This window comes from Chitinophaga sp. CF118, from assembly GCF_900112615.1.
Taxonomy (GTDB): domain Bacteria; phylum Bacteroidota; class Bacteroidia; order Chitinophagales; family Chitinophagaceae; genus Chitinophaga.
Genome location: NZ_FOMK01000010.1, coordinates 51,860 through 71,490 on the forward strand (window position 1 = coordinate 51,860; position 19,631 = coordinate 71,490).

Annotated in this window: 12 protein-coding genes; 9 read left to right on the top strand and 3 right to left on the bottom strand. The window is 42.9% G+C overall.

Going from position 1 to position 19,631, the window contains the following annotated elements; translation table 11 throughout:
* The first annotated feature begins 328 nt into the window (after positions 1-328).
* The 4 genes from BM176_RS26645 (at position 329) to BM176_RS26660 (ending at position 6,869) form a co-directional block, all read left to right on the top strand.
* The gene (locus BM176_RS26645) at positions 329-1,153 is read left to right on the top strand and encodes an N-acetylmuramoyl-L-alanine amidase (protein WP_090107459.1); all 825 of its coding nucleotides are present in this window, start codon (positions 329-331) and stop codon (positions 1,151-1,153) included.
* Positions 1,154-1,155: 2 nt separating this feature from the next.
* Entirely contained in the window at positions 1,156-1,893 is a 738-nt protein-coding gene (locus tag BM176_RS26650) for a hypothetical protein (RefSeq protein WP_090107460.1), read from the top strand.
* A 326-nt stretch (positions 1,894-2,219) separates the two neighbouring features.
* A complete protein-coding gene (locus BM176_RS26655) occupies positions 2,220-5,417 on the top strand; it encodes a SusC/RagA family TonB-linked outer membrane protein (RefSeq protein WP_090107461.1) in 3,198 nt (1,065 codons plus the stop codon).
* 21 nt (positions 5,418-5,438) lie between these two features.
* Complete coding sequence (locus BM176_RS26660) at positions 5,439-6,869, top strand: SusD/RagB family nutrient-binding outer membrane lipoprotein (protein WP_090107462.1); 1,431 nt, start codon at positions 5,439-5,441, stop codon at positions 6,867-6,869.
* A gap of 288 nt (positions 6,870-7,157) precedes the next feature.
* Here BM176_RS26660 and BM176_RS26665 read toward each other — a convergent pair whose 3' ends face one another.
* Both BM176_RS26665 and BM176_RS26670 read right to left on the bottom strand, forming a co-directional pair.
* Entirely contained in the window at positions 7,158-7,943 is a 786-nt protein-coding gene (locus tag BM176_RS26665; protein ID WP_090107463.1) for an SDR family oxidoreductase, read from the bottom strand.
* Between the two features lie 75 nt (positions 7,944-8,018).
* Positions 8,019-9,143: an acyltransferase family protein gene (locus BM176_RS26670; protein ID WP_090107464.1), complete on the bottom strand. Its 1,125-nt coding sequence runs from the start codon at positions 9,141-9,143 to the stop codon at positions 8,019-8,021.
* A gap of 111 nt (positions 9,144-9,254) precedes the next feature.
* On the opposite strand from BM176_RS26670, the gene BM176_RS26675 reads away from it, so the two are divergent.
* From BM176_RS26675 to BM176_RS26685, 3 genes are all read left to right on the top strand, one after another.
* Positions 9,255-10,280, top strand: a complete 1,026-nt coding sequence (locus tag BM176_RS26675) for a LacI family DNA-binding transcriptional regulator (RefSeq protein ID WP_090107465.1) — start codon at positions 9,255-9,257, stop codon at positions 10,278-10,280.
* Between the two features lie 373 nt (positions 10,281-10,653).
* Positions 10,654-11,820, top strand: a complete 1,167-nt coding sequence (galK, locus tag BM176_RS26680; RefSeq protein ID WP_090107466.1) for a galactokinase — start codon at positions 10,654-10,656, stop codon at positions 11,818-11,820.
* A gap of 1 nt (position 11,821) precedes the next feature.
* On the top strand, positions 11,822-12,886 hold the full coding sequence (locus tag BM176_RS26685) for a UDP-glucose--hexose-1-phosphate uridylyltransferase (RefSeq protein WP_090107467.1): 1,065 nt from the start codon (positions 11,822-11,824) through the stop codon (positions 12,884-12,886).
* 63 nt (positions 12,887-12,949) lie between these two features.
* On the opposite strand, the gene BM176_RS26690 is transcribed toward BM176_RS26685, so the two are convergent.
* A complete protein-coding gene (locus BM176_RS26690) occupies positions 12,950-15,007 on the bottom strand; it encodes a TonB-dependent receptor (protein WP_090107468.1) in 2,058 nt (685 codons plus the stop codon).
* 850 nt (positions 15,008-15,857) lie between these two features.
* Here BM176_RS26690 and BM176_RS26695 point away from each other — a divergent pair.
* Both BM176_RS26695 and BM176_RS26700 read left to right on the top strand, forming a co-directional pair.
* Positions 15,858-16,694 carry an energy transducer TonB gene (locus BM176_RS26695; RefSeq protein WP_090107469.1) on the top strand — a complete coding sequence of 279 codons (837 nt, stop codon included), beginning with the start codon at positions 15,858-15,860 and terminating at the stop codon, positions 16,692-16,694.
* A gap of 208 nt (positions 16,695-16,902) precedes the next feature.
* Entirely contained in the window at positions 16,903-19,479 is a 2,577-nt protein-coding gene (locus tag BM176_RS26700; protein WP_090107470.1) for a phosphoenolpyruvate carboxylase, read from the top strand.
* Positions 19,480-19,631 lie beyond the last annotated feature (152 nt).

Below are 19,631 nucleotides of genomic sequence, written 5' to 3' on the forward strand. Positions count from 1 at the left end.
AACAACCACCGATCAACCACCGACCAAACACCTACTAAAGGTGCTACTCACTATCAACTTTCCTTAACGACTATTGCTTATATCCTGCATTATGGTAAGACATCAGTAAGAACGCTACTAATTGTTGTTTACAATGCTTTCTTTCTGACAGCCTATTCCTAATAATTGTAAATCAGTTGATTTTAGAAACAGTTTTGCCTAATGTTATCAACCCGGATTCAGAGACTTTCATACCCGTTTGTGAACAGATTAGCCTCATGCGTCCTTTCACATTGTAACTGAATTGTCGGATTATCATTACCTTAGGTTGTAATCAGACGAAGGACAAATGAAAATGTTTTCCCATTTAATATTGCTGCTGGCTGCAGTTACCATTTACGGTTGTGCGCAACAACCTTACAGCGCCACCAATAAAGTATACCGGAAGCAGGCCAAACAGTACGCGAAAATATTGAAGCAACAACCGTCCCCATTTCCAGTGAATGAAGCACCTGCGGTATCCGGTTGGATCGGGACAACGAACTTTAACATGCGGAAGCCTAACTATGTGATCATTCATCACACGGCACAAGGCTCCTGCGATACAACTTTCCGCACCTTTACATTAACACGCACACAGGTGAGTGCCCATTATGTAGTGTGCCGCGACGGTTCCGTGCATCATATGCTGAACGATTACCTACGGGCCTGGCATGCCGGACTATCCAAATGGGGGAACGTTACGGATATGAATTCCGGCTCTATTGGCATTGAGCTGGATAATGATGGTCTTTCCCCTTTCCAGCCACAACAGATCAACAGCCTGCTGATATTGCTGGATACCTTACGGCACCGGTATAATATCCCCACTGCTAATTTCATTGGGCATGGCGATATTGCTCCTTCCAGAAAGGTAGATCCCAGCGCTTATTTCCCCTGGCAGGAACTGGCCGGAAAAGGTTTCGGATTGTGGTATGATACCACTGGTGTTATAGTGCCGGAAGGTTTTAATGCTTTACAGGCATTGCGGATAGTAGGATATGATACCAGAGATAGCACAGCTACTATCAAAGCATTTAAAAGACATTTTATTCCTGCCGATTCCACAACCGGCACAAATCTGGATGAAGAAGAAAAGAAGATTTTATTCAGTATCATGCAAAAGAGTGAATAATTATGTTACGATGTTTCTATTTCCTGCTGCTTTTAATAGCACCTGCGGCCTTTGCTCAGAAGGGTGAGTGGTATACTTACAGCACCGGCAAAGCTCCTTTATGCCATCTCACTATCAATGATGATGAGCTGATTGTGGAAAGGATGGACCCTGCTTTCAGACAGGTGAAAATGATGGGGCAGCCGGGAAAGGATGGCGAACAGGAACATCTGAAGATTATAAAGAAGGTGAATGCCAATGACAGGGTATATATGATTTTTTTATCTGCAGATAATCTCTATTTCTGTACTACCCTTAAATATTTCAGGAAGCAGGACTCCTTACAAATGTTTTGCGCTGATGGAGCCGATGACGGATACAAAACCCAGGATGAAGCGGTAGCCGCAGCTAAAAAAGATACAGGGACTCATTTCAGCATCACCTTGTTCCGCAAAGAACAATTGCAGGAACAGAAACGCCATACCCCGGTAGCAAAGATCACAGAAGCAGAGTTCAGGGATGCCTTGCAGCAGTTTACCCAATACATGGACCAGTTCTGGCAATACCGTGGATATGGGCGTTATGAACCTTATCATACCTGGACAAACCTCATTTATGGCAATGCCTTTGCCGCCTCTTTTGATCCCCGGTTTGATAAGCTAAGCCTTAATGCTAAGAATCTGAAAACACCCATTGCTCAGTATGGAAATGACCCCGCCATTAAAAAATTATTACAGGATGCGGGTTTGGTGGAAGAATAAATATCCTCGTCTAACTCTATTTGCACCTCTTTAGATATTATTTTGTCCTATTTAGTCTACGTGTTTTGTAGATTAATAAATGTATGTTAAATTTGCTGCTGTACTCAAAGCAAAGAAGAGATAATGTTCATTACCTATATTGTACATAGAGGCGCTGCCACAGACCTCTGTACAAGGCCAACGGATTCAATTTACCAGTCATGCATGGTACCTCACGGGTGCTGTAACTAATCATCAATTACTAAATAATTTAACCATTGCGAATTGCTGCCACTAATCTGGCGGCCGGGCATTTCTTTGCCTTCCATTCTTTAAAACTGATACATATGAATAAACAATTACAAAAAGCCGGCAGGATCTTGCTCTTGCTATTAATGGGCTTCCAATTGGCTCACGCACAGGAGAACAGGATTTCCGGCGTAGTTACGTCCAAATCGGATGCGCAGCGTATACCGGGTGCTATCATTTCCGTAAAAGGAACTTCCCGTGGTACGCAGGCTGATGCTGACGGAAAGTTCTCTATCGTAGCCAGTGCTACAGATACACTCCGTTTTTCTTTTATCGGTTTTACTCCCATCGACCAGGTGGCGGGCAACAGTAAAACGATCAACATTGCGCTTGAGAGTACTGAAAGCCAGTTACACGAAGTGGTGGTAACTGCATTAGGTATTACCAAGGAAAAGCGTTCCCTGGGATATGCAGTGCAGGAACTGAAATCAAAGGATATTGCTGAGGCAAAGGAAACGAACCTGGTAAATGCACTGGCAGGTAAATTAGCCGGTGTAACTGTTACCAACAGTCAGGGTAACCTCGGGTCTTCCCGTATTATCATCAGAGGCGAAACTTCCATTGCTGGTAACAACCAGCCCCTATTTGTTATAGATGGATTACCGGTAGATAACAAACAGCTGGGGGTAGGTACCGGTCGTGATTTTGCTAATGCCATTGCAGATATCAACCCGGATGATATTGAATCCCTGAGCGTACTGAAAGGGCCAAATGCTGCTGCATTATATGGTAGCCGTGCATCTGCAGGTGTGATTGTAATCAAAACAAAAACCGGCAAAGGACAGAAAGGACTGGGAATTACCGTGAATTCGGGCGCTACTTTTGAAAGCCTGTTGGTATTACCATCTTTCCAGAACTCATACGGACAGGGTTCCGGCGGACAGTTTTCTTATGTAGATGGTAAAGGCGGTGGACTGAATGACGGTGTGGATGAAAGCTGGGGACCTAAAATGGATGGCCGTTTGATCAAACAATTCTTTTCTAAGGGAGAAGCAGTGCCGTTTGTAGCACATCCAGATAACGTAAAAGATTTTTATACAACCGGCTACACACTGAATAATGGATTGTCTGTTGGTGGTAGTAATGAAAAAATGGATTACCGTTTTTCTTACAATAATACTAAACAAACAGGGATCCTGCCTAACACAGGCATCACCCGTAATACTTTTACTATCAACAATACTTATCGTATTACGCCTAAGTTAACGTTGAGCACTTTTGCCAACTATACAAAAGCGGGTGCAGATAATCTGCCTGGTGTGGATGGCAGACGTGGTAACAGTGTAACCCTGCAGTTTATATGGTTTGGTCGTCAGGTAGATACCCGCCTGCTGCGTAATTATAAAAATGCAGATGGTACGGACTTCAACTGGAACCATAGCTATTACAGCAATCCTTACTGGATTCAGAATGAAAATACTGTTGGCCAGCAGCGTAACCGTTTCCTCGGTAATGCACGCCTTTCTTACAAGATCCAGGACTGGCTTACAGCAAATGTTCGTGTAGGTACAGATACTTACAATGATAAGCGTAAATATAAAGTAGCCTATTATACAAATGGTACTCCCTTCGGTTCTTACACAGAAGATAATTATGTGGTAACAGAAACTAATGGGGAGTTTACATTAAATGCGAATAAAAAGCTGAACAGCGATTTCAATCTTGATGCGTTAGTAGGTGGTAACATCCGTACAAATCAATATGAGCAAAACTATCAGCAGGCACCTAAACTGGCAGTAAAAGATGTATATACACTTAACAACTCCAGAGATCCGCTTGTTTCTACCAGTGTTTTAACCCGTGCAAAAGTATACAGCACATTTGCATCTGCGCAACTTGCGTTCAGGGATTATGCGTTTCTGAATTTCACTGCGCGTAATGACTGGTCTTCTACATTACCTTCTACCAGCAACTCTTATTTCTATCCTTCTGTGAATGCAAGTGTGATATTAAGTGAAGCATTGCATATTTCCGGTCCCGTATTATCACTCCTGAAAATCAGAGGTGGCTGGGCACAGGTGGGAGGAGATACTGACCCATATAGACTTATCAGAACTTACCCTTTCAGTCAGCCTTTTGGTAGCTATCCGCTGGAAACAGTTAGCGATAAATATTACAGCCCTGACTTGAAACCTGAGTTGACCCGTTCTACGGAAGTAGGTGTGGAAGCCGCATTCTTAGATAATCGTATCAGAACAGATATTACCTATTATACTTCCAGCAGCTTTAACCAGATATTACTAGCGGATGTAAGTCCGACGACAGGAAGTTTACAACGGCAATTGAATGGTGGGCAGATCGATAATCATGGTATAGAAGTAACCTTAGGGGTAACACCAGTTTCCTCTGCCTCCGGTTTCCGTTGGGATGTGAATTTCAACTATGCAAGGAATGTAAGTAAGGTAATAGAGTTAGATAAACAAGGTCTTCTGAATGATTATGTGTTGGGTAGTTCCGGTAACATACAGGTATTGGCCAGCAAAGGAAAACGTTATGGTGCTTTATACGGAAAGGCTTACAAACGCAATGACCAGGGCCAGATTCTGGTGAGTGCAAGTGGTGCACCTGTTATTGATGATAATAAGAAAGTCCTCGGATACTTTACGCCAAAATGGACCGGCAGTGTAAACAACAGCTTCTCTTTTAAAGGATTTTCTCTCGGCTTCCTGATTGATACCCGTCAGGGTGGTTCTATCTGGTCTGGTACTAACTACACTGGTATTTATACAGGTGTGCTGGCTGCAAGTCTTCCCGGCCGAGATGAAGAGCATGGAGGTATTCCTTACTACTATGCAAATAACAATCAGCAGGGAACGGCGGTACGTTTGGATAATCATACATCCGCTTCACCTAATGGCGAAACAGTATATCATGATGGTATCATCTTTAATGGTGTAACTGCCGATGGTAAAAAGAATGAAGCCATCTTACCTGCACAGCGTTATTATAAAGCGGTGTACAACAGCTCTCTGAATGAAAGCAGTGTATATGATGCTTCTTTTATTAAGCTACGCGAAGTAAGACTCGGATATACCCTGTCACAGGAGTTGAGTCACAAACTGGGACTACAGGCGGTAAACTTTACAGTAACGGCTCGTAACCTCTGGTATATCGATAAGAAAGTACCAAATATAGATCCTGAAACCGCTTTCAATACTGGCAACGGGCAGGGACTGGAAACGTTGCAGATCCCTACTGTACGCAGTCTGGGGGTTAATCTGAAAGTATCGTTCTAATCAATTATTAAACAGAAGATCATGAAATTATTCAAATATATATTTTGGCTGGCAGGTGCAGTACTGATATTATCAGGTTGCAAGAAAGAGCTGGAACGCATAAACAGAAATCCGAATGAAGCGCAAACGGCACAACCGGATTACCTGCTCTCTAACGGGATCAAAGCAAATATAGATACTTACTGGGGCAATGATGCAGCTATGGAAACCAGCCTGCTGTATGTACAGTACTGGTCTAAGATCCAGTATACTGATCCTGATAAATATATTCCAGCTGCCACCAGTATTCAAACGATATGGAGCAACTTTTATGCACAGGGAGTACAGGACTTTACCACACTTGCACAACTGGGAGATAGCCTGCATAATCCCAACTATAAAGCAGTTGCGCTGATTATGCGTTCCTGGATTTTCCAGGTGCTGACAGATTTTTATGGTGATGTACCATATTCTGAAACAGCAAATATTGAAGTATATCCTACTCCTAAATATGATGAACAGAAAGATATCTATATAGGGTTACTGGCAGAACTGAAAACTGCTGTAGGACTGATCAGCACTACTGATAATCCAATAGCCGGAGATATCCTTTATAACGGAGATCTCACAAAATGGAAGAAGTTTGCCAATTCATTAAGGCTGCGGATTGCACTACGTATATCGGACCGTGAGTTTGAAACTGCAAAGGCAGTATTTGATGAAATAGGCGCTGACAATACTGGATTAATTGCAGCCAATACAGAGAATGCACAACTGGTTTACCTGGCATCTCCCAATCAGAATCCGGTAGCTAAAAACAGGGAAACCCGTAACGACTACCGCATCAGCAAAAGTATTGTAGACAAACTGAAATCATTGAATGATCCCCGCTTAACTATCTATGCGGCATTGCCAAAGGATACGAATGTGATAATCGGTGTTACCAATGGTTTGCCTACAGATTCTGCTTCCCGTTTAGGGCTGAATAAAACATCCGATGTAGGTGCTGTTTTCACAGCTACAACCGCACCTGCTGTTCTCTTCAACTATTCAGAGTTATTGTTTATTAAAGCAGAGGCCGCCCAGCGCGGTTTGCTTTCCGGTGATGCAGCCGACCTTTATGCCCAGGCTGTAACAGCTTCTCTGAAGCAGTATGGCGTGAGTGATGCAACCGTAGCTACTTATCTTTTACAACCGGCGGTATTATATAACGCCGCTAATTATAAGCAGTCTATCGGAGATCAGAAATGGCTGGCCTTGTTTGGAGATGGACTAGAAGGTTTTGCAGAATGGCGCAGGCTGGATTATCCTCAATTGACATCTGCTTATGCAGGTGCACTGGAAGGTAAAATTCCTTTAAGGCTTACTTATCCTTCAGGAGAGCAGGCATTAAATGGTGTAAGTTATAAAGCGGCTGTTGTCCACCAGGGCGCAGATCAGTTGATCACCCGTTTGTGGTTTGATCAACAATAAAGACTGTCATCATACCGTATCTTTTATTGTAAATAAGAAGGGGATGCATCAGAAATAAATGAAGGGCCGGAGAATTGTATATCTCCGTTAGGGACCCCAAAAAAGAGAGCCTGTATCGTCTGATACAGGCTCTCTTTTTTCCCGGTTGCGTAAATTCTTTTCCGCTTTTGCCTTATTTATAGTAGATAGATTCTACAACTTTGTAAAACTAATCAGATACACATTTCTTCAATTTGTAATAGTAAAAAGTGATGAATCAAGCCCTGGTATTTGCCGGGGCTTTTACTTTTATAGCACTGGTGTTTTACCGCCATCCACTGAGATATTTATGCCTGTAATATAACCCGCAGCAGGGGTAGCCAGGAACGTAACTGCAGCAGCTATCTCTTTTGCATCACCAAACCGCTTCATCGGAATCTCGCTCAGCATTTCTTCTTCAATTGTATTAATGGGGGCATTACGCTTGGTAGCAATAGCTGCCATCAGGGATTTCAACCTTGTAGTATTGGTAGAACCAGGCAATACATTGTTCACTGTAATACCATAGGGTGCCAGTTCTCCGGCAAGTGTTTTGGCCCAGGAGGCTACAGCCCATCGTACAGTATTGGAAACGCCCAGGTTTTTAAGCGGTGTTTTTACAGAAGTGGAAATGATATTGATAATACGGCCGTAACCGGCAGCCGTCATACCTGCAATCACTGCCTGCACCAGTATATGGTTGCATATAAGGTGTTGCTGGAAGGTATCAGTAAATTCGTGGGTATCTGCATCAATGAGTGGCCCACCTTTGGGGCCACCCGTATTATTGACTAATATATGTACCGCCTTACGGCTGATAATTCCTTTTACAGCATCTTCTATCTGCCTGGTATCGCGGAAGTCGGCCACCACATAGCTGTGCTCCTGCAGATGTTCTACAGCCAGTGATTCAACAGCGTTTTGCAGGCTTTCTTTATTCCTTGCTAACAAAATGCATTCTGCTCCAAGTATCGCCAGTTCTTTGGCCGTAGCCAGTCCGATACCCTGAGAGCTTCCACAGATAAGCGCGGTTTTCCCTTTTAACGAAAGTTCCATACTAATTCTAACTTATAATAAGCAATGCTAGCAAAGCACGTTGGGTTCACGAGGCTAATATAAGCATATCGGGCATTACACACGTACGTATATACGCCTTTTATCCAGTATTTTACCCACAGTCCAGCAAAACAGCATATATATAAGGGCAAAAAGGAGCGAACCTACTTTGCCTGAAGCCACGGGCTGGAATATGGTAATATTTAACCATGCAAATGCGGTAACTGAGCCTATCATGAAAAAGTTCAGGAAAATAACGCCTACCTCAGACAACAGGTAAAGAAACAGCGGATTTTTACCAAATACGGTGAAAAAGCCAGTCCACCCCGTTTTGCTTTTGAAATCGATAATATAGATCAGCGCGGAAAGGATCAGCAGGTCCAGCCCTATTGTATTCAGTACAAAAGAACTTGTCCATAATTTCTTGTTAACAGGAAACTGGGTATTCCATAACCAGGCTATCAGTACCAGTATTACGCCGGTAGATATCAGACGGGTGAGTCCTTCATTCGTTTTCCCTTTCTCCTGGATATATAATCCGGCCAGGTAACCACCAATCACATTCACAATAGCCGGCAGGGTACTGAGGATACCTTCGGGATCAAAGGCAAGGCCTTCACCATGGTACAGGTGACTATCGCCCATAATGAATTTATCTAAAAACAGGGCTGCATTGCTCTGCAATTCGTAAGGAGCACCTGGCTGACCAAAGGCATACATGATAGCCCAGTAACCCAACAGTAATACCGCGCTCACTATCCATAATGTTTTCTTGGGTAAATAATGTATAAGAAGAGACGCAAAGCAATAGCAGAGCGCAATACGTTGCAATACACCTAAAATACGGGTATCAGAAACAGGAATAAACTCCCAGTGGCCATCTGCGCCGGTACGGATAAATGGTAACCAGTACATTAAAAAGCCTAGTAAAAATATCAGCAGAGTCCGACGGAAAATCTTAGATAACACAGAGGCATTCCCCATCTGTTGATATTTCCGCATACTAAAGCTCATTGCATTACCCACCGCAAAAAGGAAGGAAGGGAATACCAGATCTGTAGGAGTAAAGCCATGCCATTTGGCGTGTTCCAGGGGAGCGAATATATCGTTCGTGCCGGGAGTATTAACGATGATCATAAAACAGACAGTCATTCCCCGGAAAACATCCAGTGGTAAAAAGCGTTGCGGTGTTGTTTGCATATTTAATTATTAGCTAGTTATAAATATAATACAAGAATTCCCGCTATGCAATTAGAAAATTTGACATATTTCGGAATCATTTGTATACATTAGTATTAAACACTGCTTTTATTGAACCACAAAGTAACTATAGCGGATATTGCGCGGGAGCTGAATCTTACGGGAGCCACCGTTTCCCGGGCATTAAATAACCGTAAGGGTACCAGTGAGGAGACCCGGAGAATGGTGCAGGAGACTGCCGAACGGATGAACTATCGTCGTGACAGAATTGCTTACTCGCTCCGCTCAGGCCGTACTAATATTATAGGAGTGATTATTCCCAGCGCAGAAATCAATTTCTTCGGCTCTGTGGTACATGGAATAGAAAGCATGGCTAACAAGCACGGCTATAGCGTGCTTATTTATCAATCCAATGAACTGCCGGAATACGAGATTAAAGGAATTGAAACTTTCTTAAGCAGCCGGGTAGACGGCATTCTGGCATCTATTGCCAAAGAAACTACCGATTTCAGCCATTACCTGGAAATAAAGGAAAGAGGGGTACCACTTGTGTTCTTTGACCGTGCAAATGATAGCCTCAATATTCCTTCTGTAGTAATTAATGACTATAAAGGCGCTTATATTGCTACTGAACATCTTATCAGGCAGGGGTATAAAAGAATAGCTCATATAGCCGGACAGCAGCATCTGAAAATATTCAAGGACCGGCTGGATGGATATAAAGCAGCTCTGGAGGCCTATGGCATACCTGTGGAAAATGAGCTGGTCTATTATGGTAATGTATCTATAGATGCCGGTCGTCAGGCTATCCAGCACCTGCTGGCACTGTCCCGGCCGCCGGATGCCGTGTTTGCGGTAGAAGATTTTACTGCTTTGGGGGCCGTAAAAGAACTGAAAGATAAAAAGATAGAGATTCCGGAAGCCTTTGGGGTAGTAGGATTTGCAAATGAATCTTTTGATGAACATATTACGCCCAGCCTATCCAGTATAGACCAGCAAACGGTGCAGATGGGTAAGGAGGCCTTTAGATTACTAATGGAACTAATAGAAGATAAAGGGGACGTTCGGGAGCATACTAAATCGAAAATAGTCCTTGAGCCTGTAGCTGTATTTCGGCAATCTTCAATGAGAAGATAAGCCACTCTCTTGCATAATTGAAAGTAAACGATTACATTTATTGACTGTTTCAATTCCTTGTAAATATAATTTAATGATTGTCAGTGTCTTATTATAAAAAGTGAGATAATTGAAGATTTTAAGGCAAGGTTATTGTAATCGTTTACGTAAATCGCATAAATTTGAATATTGATTCCACTTTTGTAAAAACAGACTGATTCCATGAAGAAAATAATCTCAGTAAATCTTTGCAGTAATAAAACACCACGTTAGAGTACTGTAAGGGTAATATTCCATGATATCTTCCTTGCATATGGTACACCTTTCAGAAGGAAGAAGTGACATTAATCAAATCACTGACAAAAAGAGTAATAATTTATAAAACAATTTCACAGTGGAGCAAGAAAAATTAAGTGCTTACATCCAACAGCATTTTGACCAGGAACCTATAATGGTAAGGGCCGCCGGGCGCATCAACCTCATTGGAGAACATACGGATTATAATAACGGATTTGTATTGCCTGCTGCAATAGACAAAGCTATTTACCTGGCTATTGTAAAACGTAATGACAGGCAGATTGTGCTGCATGCGCTGGATGTAGATGATCATTACACCGGTAGCCTCGATCTGTTAAGGCCTACGGTTCAGCAATGGCCGGATTATCTGTTAGGTGTTGTACAACAATTACAGCATAGTGGTCATATTATTGGTGGTTTCGAATGTGCATTTTGTGGCAACATACCTCTGGGGGCCGGCCTTTCATCCTCTGCAGCACTCGAATGTGCCACTATTTATGCTTTAAATGAATTATATAACCTGGGAATCAGCCGCAGGGATATGGCCCTATTGTCTCAGGCAGCAGAGAACCAGTTCGTTGGTGTGCGTTGCGGTATTATGGACCAGTTTGCCAGTATGTTCGGAAAGAAACAGCAATTGATTAAACTGGATTGTGCCTCTCTCGAATATGAATATATTCCGTTCAACTTCAATGATGTAAGCCTTGTATTACTGGATACGCAGGTGAAACACTCCCTGGCATCTTCCGAGTACAATACGCGCCGTGCAGAATGTGAGCAGGGAGTGGCATTGATCAAAAAACATCACCCTGAAGTGAATAGCTTAAGGGATGCTTCAATAGGCATGCTGGACGAATATGTGAAGGCATATAATACCACAACATATAACCGTTGCCGGTATGTAGTAGAAGAAATCCAGCGCTTGCAGGATGCCTGTGTGGATCTGCAACATAATGATCTTGCCGCTTTTGGTAAAAAGGTGTTTGCCACACATGAAGGATTGGATAAGTTGTATGATGTAAGCTGCCCTGAACTGAACTGGCTGGCTGAATTTGCTGGTGGTGAAAGTGGTGTAATGGGTGCACGTATGATGGGTGGTGGCTTCGGTGGCTGTACCATCAACATTGTAAAAAAATCAGCTGTACCTGCACTGCTGGAGAAAGCAGCAGCCGGATATGAACAGCAATTTAAAATACCACTCAAGGCATATGTTACAAGTATTGAGGATGGTTGTCGTACTGTGAATGATTTAGTTAATAATTGATATGTCAGCAAATACCTTTGATCTAACAGCGCACCCACATACGCGCCTGAATATCCTTACAGGTGAATGGGTGCTGGTTTCTCCGCATCGCTCCAAACGTCCCTGGCAGGGGAAAGTAGAATCCCCTTCATTGGTGCAGCGCCCTTCTTATGTAGAAGATTGTTATTTATGTCCGGGCAATATACGTGCAGATGGCACTAAGAATGCTGCTTATGAAGGACCAGTTGCTTTTACAAACGATTTCTCCGCCCTGCTCGCAGATACGCCGGAAGGTGGTGTGGATGAGGATGAATTACTGGTGGCCCGCTCTCAAAAAGGCATCTGTAAGGTAATCTGTTTCAGTCCGAGACACGATCTTACATTGCCTGAAATGGAAGTACCTGAAATCATTAAAGTAGTGGATCTCTGGTGTACGGAACTGAAAGAACTGGCAGCAGTTCCTTTCATTAAATACATCCAGATCTTTGAAAATAAGGGAGAAATCATGGGATGCAGTAATCCGCATCCGCATGGGCAGATCTGGGCTTCAGAAGATGTGCCGATGGAGATCGAGAAAGAAACCCGTCAGCAGTTGAACTACTATCAGCAACATGGTAAAAGTTTATTGTCTGCCTACCTGGAAAAAGAATTGAAAGCAAATGAGCGTGTCATTGCAGAGAATAATCATTTTGTAGCAGTCGTTCCTTTCTGGGCGGTATGGCCTTATGAAGCAATGATCATCAGCCGCCGGCATGTGCAGAACTTATTACAGTTTACCGCTGCCGAGAAAGAAGGACTGGCCGATATTTTAAAACAACTGACTACTCGTTACGATAATCTGTTTGAAACATCGTTCCCATATTCTGCCGGTATGCATCAGTCGCCGTTTAACAGCGGAGATCATCCTGAATGGCACTGGCATATGCATTTTTACCCACCATTGCTGCGTTCTGCTACTGTGAAGAAATTTATGGTAGGATATGAAATGCTGGCGAATCCTCAGCGGGATATTACGCCGGAATATGCAGCCAACCGTTTACGTGAACTGCCTGCAGTTCACTATAAAGCAGTGGGACAACCAGTATAGAATATTTGTTTTTTTGAATCAATAATGTGCAGGGGCGGCCATTTGGCGGCCCCTTTCTTATGCTTATAATACGAATCTTACTCCCCCGTAATAATTTCTTAGTGCTGCCGGATTGTAATACCGGGCACCTACTGCATTCAAATCATTTCCAAGACTGTAAAACTGATTGAGCAGGTTGTCTGCACCTGCATACAATGCGATGCGTTTACATACTTCCCAGGTGGCTTTGCATTGCAGCAGGTGATACTGTTTTGCATAAGTAGTATTGGCATCATCCACCGGTAATTTATCTGTAAATGTATATTGGGTGAAAAGAGTAATATGCGTCGGGAATTGTAGCAATAACCCTGCTGTCACTACATGACGGGGTACGCCTGTAAGTGCATTGCCGGAATAATCTTTTCCCGCGCTGTTGTAATCGCTGAATAAAAAATGGCTGTAAGTATAACTGGCCTGTAACCGGGTTCCTCTTATAAAACCATTTTGTGCCGGCTCTTGCAACCAGGTCATTCCCTGTACTTCTACACCGGTTTGCCGGGTACCTCCTGCATTTAAAAAATATTCATTCCCATTATCATGTAGTTGTCTTACAATAGCATCCTGCAGGTGGTAATAGAATACAGATGCGTCTAACTGATAGCGGTCGTGGCGGTTGTTCAGTCGTAAACCAGCTTCATAATTCCAGCCGGTTTCTGCCTGCAGGGAAGTATTGATCACATTATCGGTAGGCCTTACTTCTGCAATGGTAGGAGGGGAGTAACCCCGGCTAATAGTTGCGCGGGCAGCAAGTTCCGGAGTGAAAAGGTATGACAATGAAAACCGGGGCATCAGCTGCGGACTGAAATGTTTTTTACCATTACCACCAGCCGTTACATCATTATAGTGGAACCTGTAGTAGTTTACACTGGCAGCCGCTTCTGCCACCCATTGTTTGCCCGGCCGGAAAGTAAGGCTGGTAAAGTAAAAGTATTGTTGTGCTGTAATGTTGCTGGCAGCCTGGATAGTATCCCGTTTACCTGCGCGATTACCGTAATTGACTATATCTGAACCTGTTTGCTGCCACTCTATACCAGTGGTCCAGTCCAGCCGCATTTCAGTACCTGCAATTGGCTGGTCCTGTAAGGCAATGTAGGTACGGGCGCCAAACGTATTTTCATCTCTGGCTTCGAAGTTGGTAATGAAAGGATTTTCAAAATGAGTATTACTGCCATACACGGAGATTACATGTTGCCAGTGGGCAGAGAGTTGTGATTCGTGTACCAGTCCGCCCAGGGCTGTTTTATTACGGATACCGGCTTTTTGGGTGATAGCACCGGGAAGTGTAGCTGTAGCCGGACGTGCTGCTGTAGGATCCGCTGCTGCCTGTGCGGCGGTAAGTCCGCCTGGAGTGCGATAGTCGAGATCACTGTAAAACGCAATCAGTTTAAGGCGGTTATGAGCATTGTATTGCCATTGTTGATTGGTTTGCACATTACGCCTTTTTAATCTGCTGTTATCACGGTACCCGTCCGATTGTTGAACTGCCCGGTAGAGGTTCAGCCGGTAGTTGCCGAATTGCTGTTGCCAGGCAGCTTGTTCATGGAATAGTCCATAGCTGCCGCCCTGCACTTCTGCTTTTAGATAGTTGGTATCGGGCAGGCTTCCCGCTGGATGAAAGATCAGTACGCCGCCTGAATTGGCCCCGAACTGACTGCCATCAGGGCCTTTCAGTACTTCTATGCCATCAAAGCCGCCCGCATCGGCCAGGTTCAGGTAAGTGTTACCGCCTGCATCAGTGAGGGGTATTTCATCCATATAGATCTTTACATTGCGAATGCCGAAAGGAGAACGTAACAGGCTGCCACGTAATGATAACCGGTAGCTTCCGGGAGAGCGTTCTTCCATGCGTACCCCCGGGATATTATTTAATGCAGGCAATAAGGTAACACCCTGCTGTAATTGTAGTTGTTGCGGAGTGATTACTGCGCTACTGGTAGGGACTTGTAATAAAGAGAAGTGTTTCCCAGGATATGCCTGAATGACTACTTCCTGTAACTGACGGGTAGTGTCTGTTTGGTTTTGTGCCCGGAGGGCAGGTATTAAAGTGCTGGCCAGGCAACAGGAAAGAAGGATTTTTTTCATGGTAGCTAATAGTTAAAAGGAACCCTTGTAGAACCTTCTGTCAAATCTAAGGTGAATTCATTTATTTAACCCGCCAAATGGTATTACCGGCAAGATCTTTAGTTATCGGTTTGCAGTAATTATTCTGCGAACTGATGTATAACTAACTATTAATAAGGTTAGTAAATAAACTGTTCAGAAAAAAAAGTAAAAAGTTTTCTTCCTGCATTTGGAAATATAAAAGCATAACGTATATTTGTCTACAGAATCAGTAGACTAATGGTTAATCTGAATTCAACACCCGGAGAGTGACGCTGAGTGCTCTCTCTGTGTAATGTCTCACCAGCATTATGCAGTAATCAGCAACATAAAAACTAAAACTGATAATCTTATGCAATGGCATAAACCATCTGATATGATTTTTTCTTCAAAGGGTGATTTGGTGATCTCCGCCTGTTTCAATTCCTACAACACAGTATGTTGTTGCTGCTGTTAAACGTTTAAGATTTTGTTTGCTAATAGCTGTAAATAAAGATGCCCGGTAAGGTTTGCGGGGCAGGATATGTTGCAAATTTATTGGTGGTAAATTATATGTAACATGTCTCCCGCGCCCCCAGGCATAATCAGTCTGAAATTATTAGAGATATTATAAAAGATAGTGAATACTTCCTTTAGCAAAATAGGTGACCCAAATCCGGATTTCAATCTGGGATGGTTATTATAACTCCTATATATAAGCTTCACATTATTTCTAATTCATTTTTGCTTTCGGAATACATTCTTTTTGTCGCCGCTATTAGCGGCGACAATTTTTTTTCATGTTTCTTATGGAAAATATTTTTGACTGCATCTATATAGAAACGTTTATCCCATGAATGCAACTAACATTTACGCGAACGATTTTCTTGATATTCTCTTTGATGGAAGGAACAAAGATTATGGTGCTTACGACTTGCGAAGGAGCCAGGACAGGCGTGTTCGCAATGCTATCATCGGCACTGCTTCCATCGCATTAGTAGTAATTGGCGGGTATGTTCTCAGCAATCGGTTAATGGCTGCGGATATGAATACACGAAAAGATATAATACCAATAACTACAGTGTTAAAACAACTTGATCCGCCTTTAGAGGAAAGGCCTGTTACTCCCCCGCCACCATCACGTCCATCTACTCCACCGCCGGCCAATTCATCCATTGCATTTACTACTCCCACTATCACCGATCAGGAAATTGTTGAAAATGAAGTGCCTAAATTAGACAGTATTGGTACAAAAACTGTTGGCGTAACCAATACCATTGGAGACGTAAATGGTATAGATGCACCATCTTTTGAAGGCAATGGAGGAGGTACAGATGTAGTGGAAGCACCTAAAGCTGTTGATCATACAGGTGTTTTCACTTTTGTAGAAAAAATGCCTTCATTCCCTGGTGGTGAGGCAGCACTGGCAAGTTTTCTGCAGAATAATATGCATTATCCACGCATGGCTGCTGAAAATGATATAGAAGGCCGGATCAACGTAACATTTGTTGTAGACTGGGAGGGGAATATTACTGGTATTAAAACCACAGGTAATCACATAGGTGCCGGACTGGAAGAAGAAGCGATGCGCGTAGTGAAGTTAATGCCCAAATGGAAACCAGGAAGACAAAATGGACAAGCTGTAAACGTACAGTTTAATTTACCGGTAGGTTTTCATCTGGCTCATTAATAATACTGATCTATTCTTATCCGATTCTACCGCTCAATTAACATAGATAATTCTCAACTATAGATCTCAATGGGGAGGGACATACAAATGCCACGGCGTAAGGTCGTGGCATCCCTGTTTAAATCCGGTTCAATTCTTGTTTCTAACTATTTTATACTACTTTTATCTCCCGGTTAGCTTAGGCACACTTAAATTACGAAAATTAGTTATGGAAGCACCGGTAAATAATACCTTGCAATTGTTCAAGAACCTGGTCGGTACCAAGTTCCAGCTATATAACAGTCTTTTTACAGCATTACCTTTTCATAAGGTAGAGAAAACCGGGGTGTTCCTCTCTTTGTTCCTGATACATTGTGAAGAGGGATATGCCAAAGAAAAAAGTCCACAGGAAATTCTCAGTTCTTTCTTCTCTCAGTATACTACTTTTGAAAATGAACAGCAAAAGCTGGATCTGATGTTCCGTTTTGTACAATATGCAGAACGTCAGGTAGTGTTATTCGATGCATTGGAAGATGCAGCATTCCGCAATATTCACGATATGCAGGGAACCGGTTCTCTCCGGCATCTGCAATCAGAAATTATAGCAGAACAGGCAGAGGAAAAGCTGGCCCAAAAACTGGAGGACTATTCAGTAAGAATGGTTCTGACTGCTCATCCTACACAGTTCTACCCCAGTGAAGTATTGGGAATTATCAATGACCTCTCAAAAGCATTGATGAATGAAAATACTGCACAGGTAAATTCTTACCTGCAACAGCTGGGCAAAACACCTTTCTTTAAGAAAGAAAAGCCAACACCTTACGATGAAGCTATCAGCCTGATATGGTTTCTTGAAAATACTTTCTATGTTGCCGCCGGCCGTATAGTAGCTAAGTTGAAATCACAGTTTCCTACAGCTATCAATAGTAATAATCCTATTATCAGGATGGGCTTCTGGCCCGGAGGAGATCGTGATGGTAATCCTTTCGTGAATGCAGAGATTACCTTGAAAGTAGCAAATGCATTAAGAGGTGCTATTATCAAATGTTATTATCTTGATGTACGCAAACTTAAACGCCGTCTTACTTTTCGCGGTATTGAAATCGAACTGAATCAACTGGAACAGCAGTTATTCAGTAATCTGTTTATTCCCGGTCATAAAACAAATCTTTGCCGTCAGGATATACTGGATACTTTATTCCGTGTACGTACTATACTGATAGAAGAAAATAACGGGCTATTCCTGAACTTACTTGAGGATCTGATTAGCCGTGTGGAATTGTTCGGATTATTCTTCGCAACACTGGACATCCGTCAGGACAGTTCGGTGCATGGTCCGCTGCTGGCTGCTATCGCTGAAACTACAGATGCATTGCCTGGTAATTATAAAGATCTTTCTGATGCAGAAAAGATTGAAAACCTGCTGAAAATAGCCGCTCCTGTAAATGGCTCTGTACTGAAAAATGATTTGCAGAAAGATACTCTGGCTACTATTGCAGCTGTGAAAACGATCCAGGAAGCGAATGGTGAATTTGGTTGTCACCGTTATATTATCAGTCACAGCACCAGTGCGCTCGATGTAATGGAAGTGTATGGACTGTTTTTACTGAGCGGTTGGAAGAAGGAAGAAATGAGTATTGATATTGTACCGCTGTTTGAAACAATAGATGATCTGCGGCAGGCAGGTGCTGTAATGCATTCACTGTACAATAATACCGCTTACAGACAGCATCTGCAACAACGGTCTAATAAACAAACAATCATGCTCGGCTTCTCGGATGGTACCAAAGATGGTGGTTACCTGATGGCGAACTGGAGCATCTATAAAGCGAAAGAAGAACTTACCCGCATCTCCAGGGAATATGGAATTAATGTTGTCTTCTTCGATGGCCGTGGGGGTCCTCCGGCAAGAGGTGGTGGAAAAACCCATCAGTTCTATGCATCTATGGGCCGTAATATTGCCAATGAAGAAATTCAACTTACCATACAGGGACAAACCATCAGCTCTAACTTTGGAACAGTTGATGCTGCTCAGTTTAATATTGAGCAATTGGTACATGCCGGTATTGCTAATGGCATCTTCGCTACCCGTGAAATAACATTTACAAAAGAGGAAGAAGAACTGTTGCAGTCACTGGCCGATGAAGGATTTACTTCCTTTAATAAACTGAAACAACATCCGGATTTCCTTGATTACCTGGATTATGCCAGCCCGCTGCGTTATTATGCAGAAACCAATATCGGCAGCCGTCCTTCTAAAAGAAATGCCGCTGCAAAACTGAATCTGAACGACCTGAGAGCAGTACCTTACGTTGGAGCATGGAGTCAGTTGAAGCAGAATGTACCCGGTTTTTTTGGCGTAGGTTCTGCACTGGAGGCAATGGATAAAGCAGGTAAGTGGGAGGCTGTGGTAGCATTACATAAGAACTCACTGTTTTTCCGTACCCTGCTGGATAACTGCCAGATGGCGATGAAGAAAAGTTATTTCCCTTTAACGGCATCTTATCGCAGACATCCCAAGTTTGGAGAGGTTTGGAATATGATCCATGATGAGTATGAACGTGCCTGTAAATATATTCTGTTGCTGACATCACAAACAGAACTGATGGCCGCCAGCCCGATAGACCAGTTATCCATACAAATGCGCGAACGTATCGTATTGCCACTGGTAACAATACAGCAGTATGCACTCGCTTGTATCCGTGAAATTAATGATAGTAAGGATAAGGGATTGAAAGAGACTTATGAGAAACTGGTAGTACGTTGTTCTTTCGGTATTATCAATGCCGCCAGGAACTCCGCATAATATAAAATCATACACTTATTAATAATCAGGGCATATCAGAATTATGGTATGCCCTTTTTTTATTCGCGCCCCTGGTGCACACGATGCCGCATTTGGCCTTTTTTTTTGTAATTTAACACTGCAGGAAGTTCGTTGTAATTTTATAACCCATA

Excerpts from the sequence above, each read along its gene's own strand:
- BM176_RS26690 (WP_090107468.1), bottom strand. The coding sequence starts at position 15,007 with ATGAAAAAAATCCTTCTTTCCTGTTGCCTGGCCAGCACTTTAATACCT.
- BM176_RS26695 (WP_090107469.1), top strand. The coding sequence starts at position 15,858 with ATGAATGCAACTAACATTTACGCGAACGATTTTCTTGATATTCTCTTT.
- BM176_RS26645 (WP_090107459.1), top strand. The coding sequence starts at position 329 with ATGAAAATGTTTTCCCATTTAATATTGCTGCTGGCTGCAGTTACCATT.
- BM176_RS26655 (WP_090107461.1), top strand. The coding sequence starts at position 2,220 with ATGAATAAACAATTACAAAAAGCCGGCAGGATCTTGCTCTTGCTATTA.
- BM176_RS26700 (WP_090107470.1), top strand. The coding sequence starts at position 16,903 with ATGGAAGCACCGGTAAATAATACCTTGCAATTGTTCAAGAACCTGGTC.
- BM176_RS26665 (WP_090107463.1), bottom strand. The coding sequence starts at position 7,943 with ATGGAACTTTCGTTAAAAGGGAAAACCGCGCTTATCTGTGGAAGCTCT.
- BM176_RS26670 (WP_090107464.1), bottom strand. The coding sequence starts at position 9,143 with ATGCAAACAACACCGCAACGCTTTTTACCACTGGATGTTTTCCGGGGA.
- BM176_RS26685 (WP_090107467.1), top strand. The coding sequence starts at position 11,822 with ATGTCAGCAAATACCTTTGATCTAACAGCGCACCCACATACGCGCCTG.
- BM176_RS26650 (WP_090107460.1), top strand. The coding sequence starts at position 1,156 with ATGTTACGATGTTTCTATTTCCTGCTGCTTTTAATAGCACCTGCGGCC.
- BM176_RS26660 (WP_090107462.1), top strand. The coding sequence starts at position 5,439 with ATGAAATTATTCAAATATATATTTTGGCTGGCAGGTGCAGTACTGATA.